18 protein-coding genes are annotated in these 16,697 nt (G+C 67.7%); 9 read left to right on the top strand and 9 right to left on the bottom strand.

Annotated elements, in window-relative coordinates; genetic code table 11:
* Positions 1–39 precede the first annotated feature (39 nt).
* Complete coding sequence (locus tag OG729_RS01140) at positions 40–375, top strand: nucleotidyltransferase domain-containing protein (RefSeq protein WP_405803660.1); 336 nt, start codon at positions 40–42, stop codon at positions 373–375.
* Positions 376–482: 107 nt separating this feature from the next.
* Here the strand turns inward: OG729_RS01140 and OG729_RS01135 are convergent, their stop codons facing one another.
* The 4 genes from OG729_RS01135 to OG729_RS01120 form a co-directional block, all read right to left on the bottom strand.
* Complete coding sequence (locus OG729_RS01135) at positions 483–620, bottom strand: hypothetical protein (RefSeq protein ID WP_405803659.1); 138 nt, start codon at positions 618–620, stop codon at positions 483–485.
* Positions 621–671: 51 nt separating this feature from the next.
* The gene (locus tag OG729_RS01130) at positions 672–1,169 is read right to left on the bottom strand and encodes a transmembrane transport protein (RefSeq protein ID WP_405803658.1); all 498 of its coding nucleotides are present in this window, start codon (positions 1,167–1,169) and stop codon (positions 672–674) included.
* Complete coding sequence (locus tag OG729_RS01125) at positions 1,166–1,714, bottom strand: RNA polymerase sigma factor (RefSeq protein WP_405803657.1); 549 nt, start codon at positions 1,712–1,714, stop codon at positions 1,166–1,168. Before OG729_RS01125 ends, OG729_RS01130 begins: the two co-directional genes overlap by 4 nt.
* A 372-nt stretch (positions 1,715–2,086) precedes the next feature.
* Complete coding sequence (locus OG729_RS01120; RefSeq protein WP_405803656.1) at positions 2,087–2,506, bottom strand: winged helix-turn-helix transcriptional regulator; 420 nt, start codon at positions 2,504–2,506, stop codon at positions 2,087–2,089.
* Here OG729_RS01120 and OG729_RS01115 point away from each other — a divergent pair.
* On the top strand, positions 2,505–3,284 hold the full coding sequence (locus OG729_RS01115) for an NADPH-dependent F420 reductase (RefSeq protein WP_405803654.1): 780 nt from the start codon (positions 2,505–2,507) through the stop codon (positions 3,282–3,284). The genes OG729_RS01120 and OG729_RS01115 overlap by 2 nt on opposite strands.
* 210 nt (positions 3,285–3,494) lie before the next feature.
* Here the strand turns inward: OG729_RS01115 and OG729_RS01110 are convergent, their stop codons facing one another.
* Complete coding sequence (locus tag OG729_RS01110; protein ID WP_405803652.1) at positions 3,495–4,052, bottom strand: hypothetical protein; 558 nt, start codon at positions 4,050–4,052, stop codon at positions 3,495–3,497.
* On the bottom strand, positions 4,053–4,625 hold the full coding sequence (locus OG729_RS01105) for a protein-L-isoaspartate O-methyltransferase family protein (RefSeq protein WP_405803651.1): 573 nt from the start codon (positions 4,623–4,625) through the stop codon (positions 4,053–4,055).
* Between the two features lie 586 nt (positions 4,626–5,211).
* On the opposite strand from OG729_RS01105, the gene OG729_RS01100 reads away from it, so the two are divergent.
* The 5 genes from OG729_RS01100 (at position 5,212) to istA (OG729_RS01080) (ending at position 13,093) form a co-directional block, all read left to right on the top strand.
* Complete coding sequence (locus OG729_RS01100) at positions 5,212–8,352, top strand: dsDNA nuclease domain-containing protein (RefSeq protein ID WP_405803649.1); 3,141 nt, start codon at positions 5,212–5,214, stop codon at positions 8,350–8,352.
* A 214-nt stretch (positions 8,353–8,566) separates the two neighbouring features.
* The gene (locus tag OG729_RS01095; RefSeq protein WP_405803648.1) at positions 8,567–9,262 is read left to right on the top strand and encodes an alpha/beta fold hydrolase; all 696 of its coding nucleotides are present in this window, start codon (positions 8,567–8,569) and stop codon (positions 9,260–9,262) included.
* A 37-nt stretch (positions 9,263–9,299) separates the two neighbouring features.
* Positions 9,300–9,947, top strand: a complete 648-nt coding sequence (locus OG729_RS01090) for an alpha/beta hydrolase (RefSeq protein ID WP_405811004.1) — start codon at positions 9,300–9,302, stop codon at positions 9,945–9,947.
* Positions 9,948–10,083: 136 nt separating this feature from the next.
* Positions 10,084–11,652, top strand: coding sequence for an ISL3 family transposase (locus tag OG729_RS01085; protein WP_405803646.1), 1,569 nt, complete (start codon positions 10,084–10,086; stop codon positions 11,650–11,652).
* 184 nt (positions 11,653–11,836) lie between these two features.
* Entirely contained in the window at positions 11,837–13,093 is a 1,257-nt protein-coding gene (gene istA, locus OG729_RS01080; RefSeq protein WP_405803645.1) for an IS21 family transposase, read from the top strand.
* A gap of 13 nt (positions 13,094–13,106) precedes the next feature.
* Here istA (OG729_RS01080) and istB (OG729_RS01075) read toward each other — a convergent pair whose 3' ends face one another.
* The 3 genes from istB (OG729_RS01075) to OG729_RS01065 form a co-directional block, all read right to left on the bottom strand.
* The gene (gene istB / locus OG729_RS01075; RefSeq protein ID WP_405803643.1) at positions 13,107–13,877 is read right to left on the bottom strand and encodes an IS21-like element helper ATPase IstB; all 771 of its coding nucleotides are present in this window, start codon (positions 13,875–13,877) and stop codon (positions 13,107–13,109) included.
* Complete coding sequence (istA, locus tag OG729_RS01070) at positions 13,874–15,289, bottom strand: IS21 family transposase (protein ID WP_405811003.1); 1,416 nt, start codon at positions 15,287–15,289, stop codon at positions 13,874–13,876. Before istA (OG729_RS01070) ends, istB (OG729_RS01075) begins: the two co-directional genes overlap by 4 nt.
* A 108-nt stretch (positions 15,290–15,397) precedes the next feature.
* Positions 15,398–15,571 carry a hypothetical protein gene (locus tag OG729_RS01065; protein WP_405803641.1) on the bottom strand — a complete coding sequence of 58 codons (174 nt, stop codon included), beginning with the start codon at positions 15,569–15,571 and terminating at the stop codon, positions 15,398–15,400.
* A 4-nt stretch (positions 15,572–15,575) separates the two neighbouring features.
* On the opposite strand from OG729_RS01065, the gene istB (OG729_RS01060) reads away from it, so the two are divergent.
* A complete protein-coding gene (gene istB, locus OG729_RS01060; RefSeq protein WP_391282602.1) occupies positions 15,576–16,364 on the top strand; it encodes an IS21-like element helper ATPase IstB in 789 nt (262 codons plus the stop codon).
* Complete coding sequence (locus tag OG729_RS01055; protein ID WP_405803639.1) at positions 16,354–16,686, top strand: hypothetical protein; 333 nt, start codon at positions 16,354–16,356, stop codon at positions 16,684–16,686. Before istB (OG729_RS01060) ends, OG729_RS01055 begins: the two co-directional genes overlap by 11 nt.
* Positions 16,687–16,697: the final 11 nt, after the last annotated feature.

The raw sequence follows: 16,697 nt of genomic DNA, 5'->3' as shown, positions 1-16,697 counted from the left end.
GCGGGGTCAGCAACCGCTACCCCGTCAGGAGGCAATACGATGCATCGTGGCCCGACCGAGCTGTCACCGACACGGATCGCCGAGATCAGCGAGGTCATCGACCGCATCACGGGCTGGGCCAAAGACCGCCGAAGCATCGTCGGCCTGCTCCTTGTCAGGTCATGCGTGGATGGTGCCATGCGACCCGACTCCGACATCGACATCGCCCTGCTCACCACGGACGAGCCCCGTTACTCCGACAACGCCTTGGCCGAGGAACTCAGTCTGCGCAAGCTGATCCGAACCCGGGTTGGGGACCGATCATCGAGCGTCGCTACTCCACGGTCTCGGGCCTGGAAATCGAGTTCGGTATCGGCCTCTCCCACGTGGGCCTGATACCGGCCCTGTCGACCCAGGGACACGCCACGTTGGTGCTCTGCGGCGCCCGGGGGGCTGATGACGACGGTGGCATCTGGCGCCAGAGCATGGGCCCGCTCGAAGGCTCAGGTCAGTAGCAGGCCGATCCCGATCAGCAGTGCTGTGAACGCCAGCGTGGTAACCAGGAAGAAGGTGCGCTTGCTTGCGCCGCAGAGGCGTAGGGCGAGGGCCAGCGGGCCGACTGGGGTGATCTTGTTGTTCAAGGCAGTCTCCCTGACGATCTGGATGAATCCGGACGGACGCATTTCGGGGGTTCAGGAGGCTTCTTGTCGCAGGGCGTCCCGCAGCCGCAGCAGCTCGCGACGGCGGGACTGCGCCCGGACCAGGACGAGGCTTGCTGCGGCGACGAGGGCGACACCGGCCAAGGCAGTGGCCAAAACCTCGACTGTGGTAGCGCGTGCCGCGGCCAGTGCCGTCCCGGCCACGCCGGTCACCACGGTGACCACGAGCGAGAGCCAGGCTCCCAGCACCCGGTCCCGGGCGAACAGCGGTCGGCGCCTGCTCAGCACCCACCCGGCGAAGGCGACCCAGGCCAGCCCGATGACGATCAGTCCGGCGAAGGCGGCCTGGGTGCGCGCCGGAAGCGGATGCGGCTCGGTGACCCACAGCACCGCGATCAGTACCGCCGCACACCCTCCCGCCAGTCCCACGGCCACGTGGCGCATCCGGGAGCCCACTGAGACTTCCGCAGCCACCACACGCTCGAGTTCCTCGGGCACATCCCGCTGAGCTGCGGGGTTCTGCTCGCTCATGCCTCGTATCCCCTCTCGGCAAGGACGCTCCGCAACATGCGTCGCGCGCGGTGCAGCCTGCTCTTGACCGTGCCGGGCGGCACGCCGAGCACCTCCGCACAGGCAGACAGAGGCAGATCCTCAAGGTGAAACAGAATCAGCACTTCACGCTCCAGGGGCGGCAGCCCGTTGAGGCCAGCTTCTGTCTGCATCGTGGTCAGCACGCCGCTGAGAGAGTCATCGTCATCGACGACGGCGCCCGCCTCCTCGATGGACGTCTCTGAAGCCTGGTACGCCTGCCGCAGGTGGTCGACGACCGCGCGCCGAGCGATGGTGAACAGCCACGGGGCGAACCGCTCCGGCTGCCGCAGCCGCGGCAGCCCGCGCACCACGGCGACCCACGCCTCCTGGGCAAGATCGTCCGCGAGATGCGGCGAGCCGACCATGCCCCGCACGTAGCGCCACAACGGGGCATGCCAGACACGCACCAGCTCGCGGAACGCTTCCCGCTCCCCGAGTTGGCAGCGCACCACCAGCAGCCCGTCGCGAAACCGGTCCCCGCTCACCGCACCTCCCTGTCTCGCGCCACGTCTCACCGAGACAGTCGACATTCGAGGCTGAAAGGTTCACAGGAGCCTGTTCATCACGCCGAAGCCCCCCAGCGAGTATCACCAAATGAAGCCCTCAACGGCTTCCCAGTGGAGCTGTGTTGGGCCCGGTGGACCGGGTCCCGGTGGGACTGATGTTGATCAGCAGGTTGGGAAGTCAGAGCAAGATCCCAATCATCGTGCCCCAGACGATCGTGCGTGCAGGTCGAGCCGCAGACGACCGCGCCTGCGCGGCCTTGCCCAGCGATCTTTGTCGCACTTCCCAATCTGGCGGCCGGGTCGTCGTGGGCGCCGGGCGGCCAGGCCACTGCAGCCACGGATGGCAGCCAATTAGGTTCTGTCCGGTCGATCTTCCCGGGGTCCGAGGCGGGTCTGGGCCGCCAGGACGGCTTCGGCGTAGCGTCCCGCCCACGCGCCCATCGCACGGATCGGGCCCAGCAGCGCGATGCCCGCCTCGGTGAGGGAGTAGTCGACGCGCGGTGGGGCCTCGGCGTACGCCTGGCGTACGACCAGGCCGTTGTACTCAAGGCGGCGCAGGGCTTCGTTGAGTACCTTGGGGCTGATCCCGCCGATGCGGGTGATCAGCGCGCGCGGCCTCATGGGTCCGCCCTCGCCGAGGATGTACACGATCACGCTGTCCCAGCGGTTCGCCAGTACTTCGAATGCCACCCTCGCCTGGCAGTCCGCGGCGAACTCGTCGCCGCCCAAGTCCTCGCCCAGGTCCTCTTCCTCTACCGCTCCGTCGACCATGCGCTCATCCTGCCCGGCCGATGCACACCATGTGGTGTGCATCGGCGCGCCTAGCGTCCTTTCCGTCGCACCTCGCACATCCCGCACATCCCGCGACACTGACGACAGGAGCAAGCACATGCGCATCGGCATTCTGGGGACAGGGGCGATGGCCACGGCCCTCGGCGCGGCCTGGATACGGGCCGGCCATGACGTTCGGGTGGGCGGTCGGGACACCGAGGCGGCCTCCCGCACCGCCCGGCGGACCGGCGCCTCCGGGCACGGCAGCCTCGCCGAGGCTGCGGCCCACGGGGAGGTGGTACTGACTGCCGTACCGGCAGATGCCGCGCCGCAGTTGGCCAAGGAACTGGCTCACCTGCTGGCCGGGCGAACGTTGATCGACTGCACCGTTCCGATGGCGCCGGGCCCGGACGGCCCGGCCCTGACCACCGGCGGTGGCGCCACCTCCGTCGCCCGGCTCATCGCGGACGCCGCCCCCGGCGCCCATGTGGTGAAGGCATTCGGGGTGTGCCACGAGAGCATCTGGACCCTGGACCGGCCGACCTTCGAAGGGGCGCCACTGGCGGTGCCGTTCTGCACCGACGAACCAGGCGCCGCCACGCGGGTGGCTCGGCTCATCGCCTCCATGGGCTGCACGCCGCTGCCCTGCGGCGGGCTCGGCCGTGCCGCCCTGCTGGAGGCCACTGCCGTCTTCGCCGTCGGTGTCTGGTGGTCGGGCGCCGAGGCCCGCTTCGTGTTTCCGGCCCCGGCTCTGGCCCCGGGGGCCGTGGACGACTAGGAATTGTCCGGGCGATCTCTGAGGCAACGGCGGCCGCTCCTGGGGCCCTTGGCACGGTCAGCCGCCGCGTTCGGTCCTGCATGGCCCTGACACGGGCCGCGGGCGCAGAAGTGAGAGAGCAGCCTGGCCTGTGGTGCCTGGTCATGCAGAGCGTCGCTCAACAGCGTGAATAGCAGGCACGATTCGGAACGGGCACTTGTGCTGGAGCGCTCATTGCGGTGCCAGAGGCCATCGCAATCCGGTCTGCGCGTCGCGTGTCCAGGCGTACTGGCGGTGCGGTTCGACTGTCAGGCCGTAGTCGTACAGCTCCGGGTTGCCCGCATCCAACCATCCGTCCCACGCGTTTTCGAGCTCGTCGGCCAGGCGGCGCGGACCGCCCTGGTAGGTGAGGGTTTTGCCGTCGCCGAGGGCTGAGAGCGCGGCCCAGGAGGTGGTGCCGTCGTGGAGCCAGGCGTTGAGCCCGTCGTCGTCGGCGGCCACGGTGATGCGCACCTCGGGCAGGGCGACGCGCAGTGCGAACCGGAGGTGCCAGTCGTCGCGCAGGGGGGCCAGATCCCGCTCCCACGGGCGTTCGTCGGCGGCGGGGTGGCCGCCGCGGACCTGGCTGAAGTCTTCAAGTCCGCTGTGGGTCCCGCGGGCGGGCATGAATTGGGCGAGGCCCTGGACCCAGCCGGTCGCCGACCGGCCGTCCGTGGCGACGGTGAGTGCCACGTGCCCGAGCCAGCCCCAGGGGGTGATGATTCTTCCGCCCGGGCGGGTCTGGGCCACTCACGCCCATGGCACACGGTCGACGGCGTAGGTCGAGATGACCCGGTCGTACGGCGCGCCCTGGGACCATCCCGCGGTACCGTCGCCGGCTTCGACTTCTACCCGGGCTTCCGCCGTCTCCAGCCGCTTGCGGGCAGCAGCGGCCAGTTCGGGGTCGACTTCCACGCTGGTCACCCGGTGGGGGCCCGCACGATGAGCGAGCAGTGCAGCGTTCCAGCCGGTACCGGTACCCAGCTCCAGCACGCGCTGCCCCGGCTCCAGGAGCAGGGAATCCAGCATGTCCACCACCACCGCCTGACACGAGAGGCTGGAGGAAGCCCGGCCCTCGGTGACCTGGGTGACGGCCGCCGCGTCAGGATCCGCATACACCTCGGCCCCCCACGCTTCAGCGTCCAACTCACGGTCCACTGGCGTGTAGGTGTGGCCGTCCCAGCGCCACAGACGGTCCGGGGCGAACAGATCACGGGGCAGGGCATCAACAGCTTCACGGATCCATGGCGACCGGTTCGGCCAGGCGCCACGCTGATCCATCGCGGCAGTCAGGCGGCGACGCTGCTCACCGAAGGGGGACACGACTCCTACTTCTACTTTTTGTGCTTGCCGTCTGACGACCGCGGAGGCGGCACCTGTCCATCACTGATTCCCGGTGGCGGTTTGCCCTTGGAGGGATCGGCCGGCGGCTTCTCATGCTTGCCCACACTGCCCCCTCAATGTCGTACGCCCAAACATATGGTGACGGACATTCAGGTATCCCGGTAGACAGCATCAAGGCCGTACAGACGGTCCAGCTTCGCTGCTGCCCCCAGGATGTCCCTTCACGGCCGGCGAGCGCTCGGCTGTCACTGCGATCCACTGGGTTGCAGATTTCGGGGGTATCGTCCCGCCGCGCCGCCTTGGCGCCAGCCAACACCCAGAGCAGCGTGACCTGCGGCTCGCCCACTGCGCTGGCAGCCGTCGGCGCGGGCACGCAGGTAGCGGGCGAAGTCGGCGACCTTGCGCGTGGTGACGGTGACCTCGGTGTCCATTTCCGCGCTGGTCGTGGTCCCTGCCCCAGGAGAGTCCAGCCGGCGGCCTCGATGCAGGTGGCGAAGAAGAGGTGGCGGGCGGCTCCCTGCGTTACGCTGCGTTGCAAGGGAAGGACAGTTTGTGCGGGGGCGGGGTGGCTGATCCGATCGATGCCGAGGCGGCAGATGACTCCGGCTCAGTCACCTTGGAACGCTACGAGTACCAGGTCCACGTCGCTGTGCAGTCAGTGCTGCAGATGCTGGCCGGGGGGCCGGTGCGGCATGTGACGTGCGAGCACATTGAGGACATCGTGGTAGCCACGACCGCGCAACAGGGCGGGGCCACGGAGGTGCTCTGGGATTTCCAGCAGATCAAGACAAAGGACGCGCCGGCTCCGTGGACGCTGGCCGCGGTCATCAAGAAGGGTCCTCTTCGAAGCCTGTGGCGCACCCATCTGACGGTCCGGTCCTGCGGGATCTCGTACCAGCTCAGCGCTGGGATCGAAGGAGTCCTGGATCCGCAGGATGCCGTGTTGCTGGCGCTCTCCCGCGGGCAGGGCGGCGGTGACGAGCAGTGCCGGAAGAGGGTCGCTGAGCATCTTGGTGCCGATGAGGAGGAGGTGGCGTCCTTTCTCTCATTGGTGAGGGTGCGTCCTCTGCACCGGCGTGTCGATCTTGAGCAGTACAACTGCCGCTTCCTCGGCAGTCTCAATCCCGACCTCACAGTCAAGGAGGTCAACGCCCTCTATCTCGAACTGCTGCGCCGCACCCGCGATGCCATGCAGGGCCGGCTCGGATTCGAGCACATCGCCCTGGTAATTGAGCCAGAGCCCGGGGCGAGGATTCGCAACAAACGCATCGACGCGGCGCGTATCGACGATATCCGCCGGAGGTTATGCCGTGAGACGGTGACGGGGCGTTCAGCCGGGCTGGACACTTATCTGGAGGCCGCCCGCAGCTCCGCCGGGGACCATCCCTATGCCGGTGTGCTGCCAGGTGCGGTGCCCTCACTGGCGAAGGTGTATCTGCCTCAGCAGATCAGCCGGCGGAGCGTGCGCTCTGACAGCGCCGAACCATCGCAGGCCCGGGCACACGACATGCCTGCAGACCGGCTGCTACAAGCCGGATCGTGCATCGTCGTGAGCGGTCCGGGCGGCGGGAAGTCCAGTCTGCTGCGGTCCCTGCTGGTGCAGGAGGCGGCGCGGATACGGGACGGGCAGGTGAGGCCAGCAGTGCCGGTGCTCGTCTCGGCTGCGGCTCTTGACGGCGCTCCGCTGGCCAAGGCCCTCGCCACCGCGGTGAACAGGGAGTTGGGAGGGCTGGTCGACGCGCTCCCCGTCGCGTTCTTCAGCACTGCACCCGCGCCAGGGGCAAGCTGGCTGATCCTGATCGATGGACTGGATGAGGTCACCGACTCTGCCGTGCGGGTCAGAGTACTGAAGCGCGTTGCGGAGATCAGCGGAGGCAGGCACGCCGGTCTGTACCGGTTCATCATCGCCACCCGTCCCCTGCCCAGCGACGAGCTGAAGGAAGTGGACTTCCCCCTCTTCGATCTGCTGCCCTTCCACGACGACGATCTGCCGACCGTTGCCGCACGGTGGTTTCGCACCATGAGGGTGGACAAACCAGAGTCCGTCGCCCAGCGGTTTCTGGACGCAGTGAAGGAGACGGGGCTGCGCGATCTGGCGCGCATCCCCCTGATGACCGCCATGCTCTGCCAGATCTATGCAACACGTCCCGAGGCGCCGCTGCCCTCCAGCCGCGGCAGCCTCTACGGTGCATTCGTCGACCTGCTCCATAAGAACCGGCATACGCAAGGCGGCCTGCACGCTTCCAAGGCCCTCCACGCGCCCTTGAGGAACTGCGGCTCGCAGGCGGTGCACCACGCTGAGACCGTTCTCGCCCGTCTCGCCGACCTGATCGGCTATCTCGCAGCCGAGCGGTACAGCGGCGGCAACAACATGCCCCCCGTAGACATTCTGCTGTCCCATCCCGACGTGCACTGCCCGCCCGGCGTGCTCGACGACGAGTGGCGTTCCTTCCTGCACACCGCGTTGGCTCGCAGCGGTCTACTCGCCGACGAAGCCGGTGAACTGGTCTTCCTCCACCACACGTTGATGGAGTACCTTGCCGCCCGCCACTACGTGCGCGACCGGAAGACCGGCAGCCAAGCCCTCCAACGCCTCTTCCCTCCGCCCCGACGCTACTGGCCGTTCTTCTACCTCCTCGGCATCCCTCCCCGCCTCTGGTTCCGGCGCTACTGGGAGCCGCCGACAGGACAGGTCTCCTACGCGGGTTTCCTTCTCGACGTCCTGGCGGAAGAAGACCCGGACATACGGTCGGCTGAGCTCGATCGACTGGCAGCCCGAGGGGGCCTGGACGGCTGGACGTTCATCGTCGAGCTGTCGCTGCTGGGTACTACCCTGCCGCACGATGCCTACCGCAAGGCGATCACCGGCCTTCGCGATCTCGCAACCCAGGGCACACCCAGTCGGCTCCTGCGAACAGCCGTTCACGTACTGGGCGCGCTCGACCAATCGCGGTTCGCCGGTCTGCTCATTGACCTGCACATCAATCCGGACAGGATCATGTTCCTTCTGGTGGCATCACCTCGACTCCAGGCGGCCGAACAACTCATACCGCTCGGCGACCCTTCAGCGCCGGACCCCGTCCATGCGCTCGCGCTCGACACCACACTCCATCCCCTCGGACGAGCGGCCGCCATGCTCTGTATGGCAGAAGAGGGCGATCCACGCGCACCGGACCTCGCCTACGCCCTGGCCACCGACGCCGACCTGGGCAAGGGCATCTTCATCGAAACGGCGCGCTTGTTTGCAGCGCAGGCTCTGGGGATGCGCAACGATCCTCGCGCCAATGACCTCTTGCGCACCATCGCTGAGGACACAAGCGCCAGCAGGCGGGCACGCGCCACCGCAGCGCACACACTGTTCGAACTCGACGACCCCGGCGCTGCCGACCTGGCGCACCGCCTCACCCAGGACACCAGCCTGCACCCCATCTGCCGCGTCGCCGTCTCTTCGATACTGGCCGAGCTCGGAGACCTCCGAGCCCCGGATGTCCTTCGTGCCCTGGCCGACAACCCATCCCTCGGCGGACGCACCCGACTGACAGCTGCTCGATCCCTGGCCGAACTCGAAGACCCGCACCTCACGGACATCCTGCGCCGCCTCGCGCGCGACCGAAGGGCCGGATGGCGCTGGCGGCGAATCGCCCGGGCAGGGCTGGTCGAAATCAGCCAGGCCGACAGCGAACAACCGCCGCCTGCAGACAGCTGAACTGGATGGAAACTGCCGGGAGCCGGTGATGGCGCCGACGACAGCTTCGGCGGCGTTGCGCAGTCCGGGTAGCGAGCCGCGGCGATGTCGAGGGAGGCGCCAGCGAAGTCCGTCTTTCAGCGGCCTCCCAGCAGGGCTCAGCGTGCGGTGGCCGCCCGGTCGAGATTTGCTTGGTGAGTCGGCACGTCCGGCTCCACCGAAAGGACACCGTTCCATGGCTGACAGGGCCGCAATCGTTCTAGTACACGGTGGTTTCGTGGACGGATCCGGCTGGCGGCCGGTCTACGACCTGCTCGCCCGCGACGGCTACCGCGTCGCCGTGGTGCAGAACCCGACCCTGTCTCTGCAGGGCGACGCCGCCGCGGCGCGGCTGATCATCGACGCGCAGGACAGCCCGGTCGTGCTGGTCGGTCATTCCTACGGCGGCGCGGTCATCACCGAAGCGGGCACCAGCCCGAACGTGGCGGCCCTGGTGTACATCGCGGCGTTCGTACCGGACGCGGGCGAGTCGGTCAACACGCTCCTCGGCGGCTTCCCCACCGACGTGCCCGGACCACCGATCCTGCCGCCCAAGGACGGCCTCCTCTTCCTCGACCGGGACAAATTCCCCGCAGCGTTCGCCGGTGACCTGGCCGCCGACCTGGCCGCGTTCATGGCCAACTCACAGGTCCCCTGGGGCGTGGACGCCCTCGGCCAGCCGGTCACGGAGGCCGCCTGGCGGACCAAGCGAAGCTGGTACCTGATCACCACCGACGACAAGATGATCCCCCCGCCTGCCCAGCGCACCATGGCCGGACGAGCCGGCGCGACCACCGTCGAGGCCGCGGGCAGCCATTCCATCTACGTGTCACAACCGGCCGCAGTGGCCGACCTCATCAAACAGGCTGCCGCGTCCGCCGCGCCGCAATAGCCGCAGCTGCTCAAGCGAGGGACCGCCAGTGGCAAGAATGCACGTGATCGTCCTCCCGGGCGGTGGGTACGCCGAGCATGCGCCGCACGAGGCGGAACCGATCGTCGATTGGCTCAGCGGGCTCGGTGTGCAGGCGAGTGTCTTCCGCTATCCGCTCAACGCCAGACACCCAGTACCGCTCCATGCCCTCCGTGCCGAGATCCGGCGCCGCCGCGCGAGTGGGGCGGACCGCATCGGTCTGATGGGATTCTCCGCGGGCGGCCACCTGGCCGGCCTTGCGGCGCTCGCACCCGGTAACGAGGCGCAGGAAGCCGTACAGTTCGCGGTTCTCGGATATGCGATCACGTCGATGGAGACCGAGACCTACCGCCCCGCCAGACTGATCCTGCTGGGGGAGGATGCCGGCCCGGCGCTGCGGCACTCGACGTCTCTGGACGCGCTGGTGACGCCTGAGTCACCACCATTCTTCGTGTGGCACACAGCGGAGGACAGCTACGTCCCTCCCGAACACACCTACCGACTTGCTGCCGCGCTTGCAGCCCACAACATCCCCCACGCCGTTCACGTGTTCGCACACGGTCCGCACAGTCTCGGCCTGGCCGAAGGCGCGGGAGACGTGGCGACCTGGACAACCTTGGCCGCGTCATGGATTCGCGAACGCGCCTCACCCTGGCTGAGAAGCTAGCGATCACCCGATCGAGATTCCCGTTTGACGCCCACGCTGATGGCGCTCTTTGAATCTGGTTCTGACCGCGATTCCGTGAAACCGCAGGTCAGCGGTGGGAACGAGGGATCGTTTCACCTGGGTCTCCAGGTCTGTGGTGATCAAGGCGGTCGATGAAGTCCTGTTCCCTGGGGTCAGCGTGCAGGTAAGCGGCATCCAGTCCTCACGCGACGAGCTTGTGGTGGAGGTTGCCTCCACGGGTCGGCCTGGCAGGTGTCCGGACTGCTTGCGTCGGGCTAAACGGGTGCACAGTCTGTATCAACGTCGCCTCGCCGAGCGGCCCGTAGGTTCCCGGCAGGTGGTGGTCAGGCTCACGGTTCGCAGGTTCTTCTGCGACGGGAAATCCTGCCCGCGCAAGACTTTCGCCGAACAGGTCGGTGGACTCACCGAGCGATACTGCAGGTCGAGTGTCGGGCTGAAGTCCTGGTTGAAGGCGATCGCAGAGCAATCGGGCGGCCGCGCGGGCGAGCGTCTGTGCCGCCAGTTACGTCTTGCCGCCGGCCGGACCCGCCTGCTCGGTCTGCTGGAGGCCCCGCTGGTCCCGGAACGGGCCCCCCGGGTGCTGGGCGTCGACGAGTTCGCCTTCCGCAAGGGCCGGACCTACGGCACGATCCTGGTCGACGTCGAGACCGCCCGCGTGGTCGACGTGCTGCCCGACCGCACATCGGAGACCTTCTCTGCCTGGCTGCGCGAACATCCTGGAGCGGAGATCATCTGCCGTGACCGGGCCAGCACCTATTCCCGGGCGGTCAAGGAGGCCGCCCCGCAGGCTACCGAGGTGGCCGATCGCTGGCACCTGCTGCAGAACCTGTCCCGTGCAGTGGAGAAGACGTGCCATCAGCACCGTCCCTGCCTGCGGAAATACGCGGAAGAGGTCGCCGGAGACCCGCCCAGGATGCCGCTGCTTGACGCGCTGCCGCCCACGCTGATCATCGATCGGGTCCGACGACGATACGAGGAGGTCAACCGCCTGGTCGACACCGGATACCCGCTCAGTGAAGTTGCCCGGCGTCTCGGCCTGGACCGCAAGACCGCACGCCGCTACCGCGACACCGACCTCGAAACCTTGATCGCCTCAGCCCGGGACCGGCGCAATTCCCCCCTCGACCGCTTCAAGCCGTTTCTCCAGGCCCAGTACGCCGCGGGCAACACCAACGCGGCCGAGCTCTACCAGCAGATCGTGGACCGCGGATTCCGCGGGGGCTACTCGACTCTCACACGCTACGTGCTTTCACTGCGCAAGAACGTCGCCGTCCCCGCCCCCGCTCACATTCCCAACCCCCGCACGATCACGGGCCTGATCATGCGGGCGAGAGACCAACTCTCCACCCGCGAGACAGCACAGCTCGAACAGGTCAGGCTGGCCTGCCCTGACATCACCAATGCCTGCGATCTGGCCCGCGTGTTCACTGACCTCGTCCGCCACCGCCGGGGCAACATGCTCGGTGAGTGGATCCGGCACGCCGAGAAGAGCGACCTCCCGCCCCTGCGGTCCTTCGCAGGCTCCCTCCGTCAGGACTTCGACGCCGTCACGGCTGGCCTCACGCTCCGCTGGAGTTCGGGCGTCGTAGAAGGCCACGTCTGCCGGGTCAAGCTCCTCAAGAGAAGCATGTATGGACGCGCGTCCTTCACTCTCCTCCGAACACGCATCCTCACATCGCCATGATCACCGTCTTCACGGAATCGCGGTCAGAACCTTGAATCTCCTCAGGTGTCGCTCTTGAGCTGGCCAAACCTGCTCAGTTGATCTCCCCACCCATTGCGTGATCTTCCTCGGCGTGTCTGGATGCGTCGGTCTCGGCTCGGACAGCCTCGGTGCGCGACGGGTTCGGCCTGTTCGAGGGGCCTGGATGCTCAGCTGGGAGGAAGACGTGGATGCTCACGCGTTGCGTCGTCAGGGCTGGTCGATCTCTGCGATCGCCCGGCATCTGGGGCACGACCGCAAGACGGTCCGCGCCTATCTGAACGGCGAGCGGGTCTCGGGATATCGGCGTCAGTCGCCGGACGCGTTCATGCCTTTCTTGGAGTACTGCCGCCAGCGGCTGAGCGACGACCCTCATTTGTGGGCATCGACGCTCTTCGAGGAGGTCGTCGAACTCGGCTATGCGGGCGGCTACTCCACTTTCACTCGGGCTCTGCGGCGGTATCAGGCTCGTCCGCACTGCGAACCGTGCCGGGCCTCGAGTGGCAGAGACGTCGCGATCATCGCGCATCCGCCGGGCGAGGAGATTCAGTTCGACTGGGTGGAACTGCCCGACCCGCCCGAGGAATGGGGTGTCGGTGCTCACGCGCATCTCCTCGTCGGTGCCCTGTCTCATTCCGGACGATGGCGAGCCGTGCTCGCAGAAGCCGAGACCTTCCCGCATCTGGTCCAGGCCCTCGATTCGGTGCTGCGGCGCTTGGGCGGGACCGCTCACAGGTGGCGGTTCGACCGGATGTCCACTGTCTGTCATCCACCGACCGGACGGCTCCTGCCGACCTTCGCCGCTGTCGCGAAGTACTACGGGACCGGCGTTGACATCTGCCCTCCGCGTCGCGGCAACCGCAAGGGTGTGGTGGAGAAGGCCAACCACTCGGCGGCACAACGCTGGTGGCGAACGGTCCCGGACGGCATCAGCATCGAAGCCGGGCAGAACGGCATCGACAAACTGGCCGTGCAGATGGACAGCCGCAAACGCAAGATCGACGGAGCGTCCACAACCGTCGGTGAACTTGCCGAGACCGAGCCCTTGCTCGAGCTACCGACCCGGCCGTTCCCCGCCGAGCTGGAACAGACCCGGACCGTCAGCCCGCAAGGGCTGGTGTCCTTCGCCGGGAACTACTACTCCGTCCCACCCGGGCTGACCGGCGCCCAAGTCACCGTCCGGGTCCGGCTCGGCGAAGACGACCTGCATGTCGTGACTGCCGGACGCGCGATCATCGCCCAGCACCGGCGGGCGCCGGACGGGGCCGGGCAGACCATCCGCGATTCCGGACACGTCATCGCCCTCGAACGCGCGGTGCTGGCCTCGTTCTCCGACAAGGCGCCCTGCCGCACCAAAGTCCGCCGGCCCCCGTCGGCCGCGGTGTCGGCGTACGGCCTCAGCTCCCCAGCCGCGTACAGATGAACGTCCCCAGCTGTCAGGCCACTTCGTTCTCTCGCTCGATGGCCTTGAGTCGGTTCTTGAGTCGGTAGCTGGGGCCGTTGATGGCGATCACTTCGCAGTGGTGCAGGAGGCGGTCGAGGATGGCGGTGGCGAGGACTTCGTCGCCGAAGACCTGGCCCCATTCGCTGAAGGTCTTGTTCGAGGTGAGGATGATCGAGCCCTTCTCGTAGCGCTTGGAGATGACCTGGAAGACCAGGTTCGCTTCCGCTCGTTCGAGGGGCTGGTAGCCGACCTCATCGACCACCAGGACGCTCGGCCGAAGGTAGGAACCGAGCTTGCTGGTCAGCCGGCCCGTCGCTTCGGCGGCTTTGAGGTTGCGGACCATGTCGTCGAGACTGGTGAAGTAGATCGAGTAGCCGGCCCGGCAGGCCGCGACCGCGAGAGCGACGGCGATATGCGTCTTGCCGACCCCGGGCGGACCGAGCAGGGCCGCGTTCGCCTTGGCCTCGACGAAGGACAAGGTGGCCAAGTCCTTGACCTTGCGCGGGTCGAGTTCGGGCTGGAAGGAAAAGTCGTATTCGTCGAGCGTCTTGTGGTGCGGCAGCTTTGAGGTCCGCAGGCAGGTGCGGAAGCGGCGGTCGTCACGGACGGCGAGTTCTTCGGAGAGGACCAGGTCGAGGAAGTCGAGGTAGCCCATCTTCGCCTCGTCCGCGCGCCGGGTGAACTCGTTGATGGTTTCCGCCAGGTGGGGCAGGCCGAGCTTGCCGGCCGTGGTGCGGATGCGGTTGCCGGTCAGCTCGCTCAAGAGGATTCCTTCGTCGGTCGGCTGGTGGTGAAGGGGCGGGTGCCGGTCAGTTCGTCATAGACCGACAGCGGACGGCGGCCGACCTCGATCCGGGTGGCGGCGGCCCGGTTCAGCAGGGCCTGCAACGGGCCGGCTTCTTCACCTCGGGGCTGCGGGCGGGGCCGGGGCGGGATGTCGCCGGTGGTGGTTCGGCGTCCCTTGCCGGTGGGCAGGCCGTCCCAGTGCTGTTCCTCGACAACGCGGACACCGCGGCCGACCACCCGCGCATGCATGGCCAGCAGCGTGTCGCCGTCGGTGCCGGGGACGGTGGAGTGCAGCATGACCTGCGACTTCGTGGCCCGGATCTCCACCAGCTGGCGCGGGCGGACGCGCCGGGCGGGCACCGAGTAGAGGTTGCCGCCGAAGGCGACCAGGCAGTCCTTGCCGACCGGCCGCAGGTGCCGCTCGGCCACCAGATAGGGGGTCGGCGGCAGCGGTTTGAGGGCCGCGTGGTCGCGGGCCGCCCGCTCGCCGATGACCTCCCGGTGTGTCTTGTGGATCTGAGCCCGCCGGAGCGGCACCCACGCGGCGAACGCGGCGTCCATCTCCTCGACGGAGCAGAAAGCCCGGCCGGACAGCACGTGATCTCGGACGATCAGCACCTGGCGTTCGACGCGGCCTTTGCCGGTGGGCCGGTAGGCGGCCAGGACATCGATGTCGAAGTCGTAGTGGCCGGCGAAGCCGACCGCCTCCGGATGCAGCGGGACCGCCTCGCCGGGGGCGACATGCCGGCGGACGACGGTCTTGGTGCGGTCGTAAACGATCGTCATGGGCACCCCGCCGAAGTGGGAAAACGCCCGGCGGTGGCAGTCGAAGAACGACTGCAGGTCTTGGCTGGTGGTGAAGCAGCAGAACGGGTCACGGGAGTACGACAGCGTCATGTGGAAGGAGTAGACCTTGCCGATGCCCATGTGGGCGAGGGTCCTTCCCTCGTCGCCCCAGTCCACCTGGGCCTGGGCGCCCGGGATGACCTCGAAGCGGCGGTGCATGCCCGCCAGTTCCTTCGGCGTGATGCCGAGTTCCTCGGCGATCCTGGGACGGGCATCCTGGACGTAGAGCTTCGTCCGCTGGTAGTTGCCGGTGAACCCGTACTCGCTGGCAAGCCGTTCGTGGATGACCGCCGCTTTCATCAGGACCTCGGCCCGCAGCATCGAGTCGACCAGCGGCGCGAACTCGTCGATTGCCCTCGCCCGTGACCGCCCGTTCGCCGACCGCCTCGGAGGAGTCGCCGGACCAGGTGCAGAGAGGTACTTGCGGACCGTCTTCCTGTCCAGCCCCGTCTCCCTGGCGATCTCCGACAGACTTATCGCCCCGGACTCCAACAGGCCACGGAAACGCCGCAGTTCCAGCCAGCGATGCGGATCCAAGACCACCGTCAACCGCCCTCCGCCATCCCACATCGATCAAGCAGCAGAGTGGCGGGCAACAGGTCTCACCGCATCAACAACTGTCCCTTTTCATCCGTACGCGGGTGGGGACGTTCACGTGTACGCCGACACGCGGCCCTGGCCGAAGCCGAGAAGCTTCGCGGGCTGCCCGAATCGGACGTCGCGAACCGGGTCGTGATCGACCTGTCCCACTACGCCGCCGTCGCCGACCGGCTGCGGCAGGACCCCACCCACGAGGACCAGGAGCGTGAGAGTGAGTGACCCCATGCCGATGAGTGAGGCACGCCGCTACCAGCAACTGCGAGGCCACCTGTCCTATTTGAAACTCAACGACGCCGCCGAAGCTCTGCCCCGCGTGCTGGACCAGGCACGAGCCGAGCGAATGACTCTGACCACGGCCCTGGAGAAACTCCTGGAGATCGAAGTCGAGGCGACCGAAGCCCGCAAACTCTCCTCCCGGCTGCGGTTCGCCTGCCTGCCAGAACCCTGGACTCTCAACGACTTCGACTTCGCCGCACAGCCCGGCGTCGACGAGAAACTCATCCGCGACCTGGCCACCCTGCGGTTCCTCGACAACGCCTCCAACGTACTGCTCGTCGGTCCACCAGGCGTCGGCAAGACGATGCTGGCCGTCGCGCTCGCCCGCTCCGCCGTCGATGCCGGCCACCGCGTCTACTTCACCACCGCGGCCGAACTGGCGGCCAAGTGCCACAAGGCCGCCCTCGAAGGACGCTGGGCAAGCATCATGCGCTTCTTCGCCGGCCCCCGCCTGCTGGTGATCGATGAACTCGGCTACCTCCCACTGCCCGGCGACGGCGCCTCAGCCCTCTTCCAGGTGATCAACCAGCGGTATCTGAAGTCGAGCACGATCCTCACAACCAACGTCGGCATCGCCGACTGGGCCGGTGCCTTCGGCGACGCCACCGTCGCGGCCGCCATGCTCGACCGCCTCCTGCACCGGGCCGCTGTGGTCGGCATCGACGGCCCGTCCTACCGCCTCCGATCGCACCAGGCCCACTCCGACAACCTCCGCAAGGGAGTGACCGGACGTGCTGGCTGAACTCCGTGACTGCCCGATCTGCTGGACCCAGTTCCAGGTCAACCCACAGGCGGCCACCCGCCATACTTACTGTTCACCACGGTGCAAAGCTGAAGCAGCCCGCCGCCGACGACGCGAGCGCGACGACGCCAACGACACCTTTGAGACAGAACCGACCGGGCCGCCATCTCCCGAGCCGACCGCACTGACACCGACCGCAACCCGCAACTGCCCTCACTGCGACAAGCCGGTCACCATCGTCGCCCTGCTTGCCACCCCCGAGGCCGCCCGTCCCACCATCCCCGCGGCAAGCCCCGACGTCATTCCGATGCGCAGAGGCTGAACTCGGGCGCA

Source organism: Streptomyces sp. NBC_00210 (genome assembly GCF_045160975.1).
Classification (GTDB): Bacteria; Actinomycetota; Actinomycetes; order Streptomycetales; family Streptomycetaceae; genus Streptomyces.
Note: the sequence above shows the minus strand (reverse complement) of the source record. Positions and strands in the feature narration are given on the sequence as shown.

What these genes read in the sequence shown, in the direction of transcription:
- OG729_RS01140 (WP_405803660.1), top strand. Translation starts at nt 40, where the DNA reads ATGCATCGTGGCCCGACCGAGCTGTCACCGACACGGATCGCCGAGATC.
- OG729_RS01130 (WP_405803658.1), bottom strand. Translation starts at nt 1,169, where the DNA reads ATGAGCGAGCAGAACCCCGCAGCTCAGCGGGATGTGCCCGAGGAACTC.
- OG729_RS01115 (WP_405803654.1), top strand. Translation starts at nt 2,505, where the DNA reads ATGCGCTCATCCTGCCCGGCCGATGCACACCATGTGGTGTGCATCGGC.
- OG729_RS01120 (WP_405803656.1), bottom strand. Translation starts at nt 2,506, where the DNA reads ATGGTCGACGGAGCGGTAGAGGAAGAGGACCTGGGCGAGGACTTGGGC.
- OG729_RS01095 (WP_405803648.1), top strand. Translation starts at nt 8,567, where the DNA reads ATGGCTGACAGGGCCGCAATCGTTCTAGTACACGGTGGTTTCGTGGAC.
- OG729_RS01090 (WP_405811004.1), top strand. Translation starts at nt 9,300, where the DNA reads ATGCACGTGATCGTCCTCCCGGGCGGTGGGTACGCCGAGCATGCGCCG.
- istA (WP_405803645.1), top strand. Translation starts at nt 11,837, where the DNA reads ATGCTCAGCTGGGAGGAAGACGTGGATGCTCACGCGTTGCGTCGTCAG.
- OG729_RS01065 (WP_405803641.1), bottom strand. Translation starts at nt 15,571, where the DNA reads ATGGGGTCACTCACTCTCACGCTCCTGGTCCTCGTGGGTGGGGTCCTG.
- istB (WP_391282602.1), top strand. Translation starts at nt 15,576, where the DNA reads ATGAGTGAGGCACGCCGCTACCAGCAACTGCGAGGCCACCTGTCCTAT.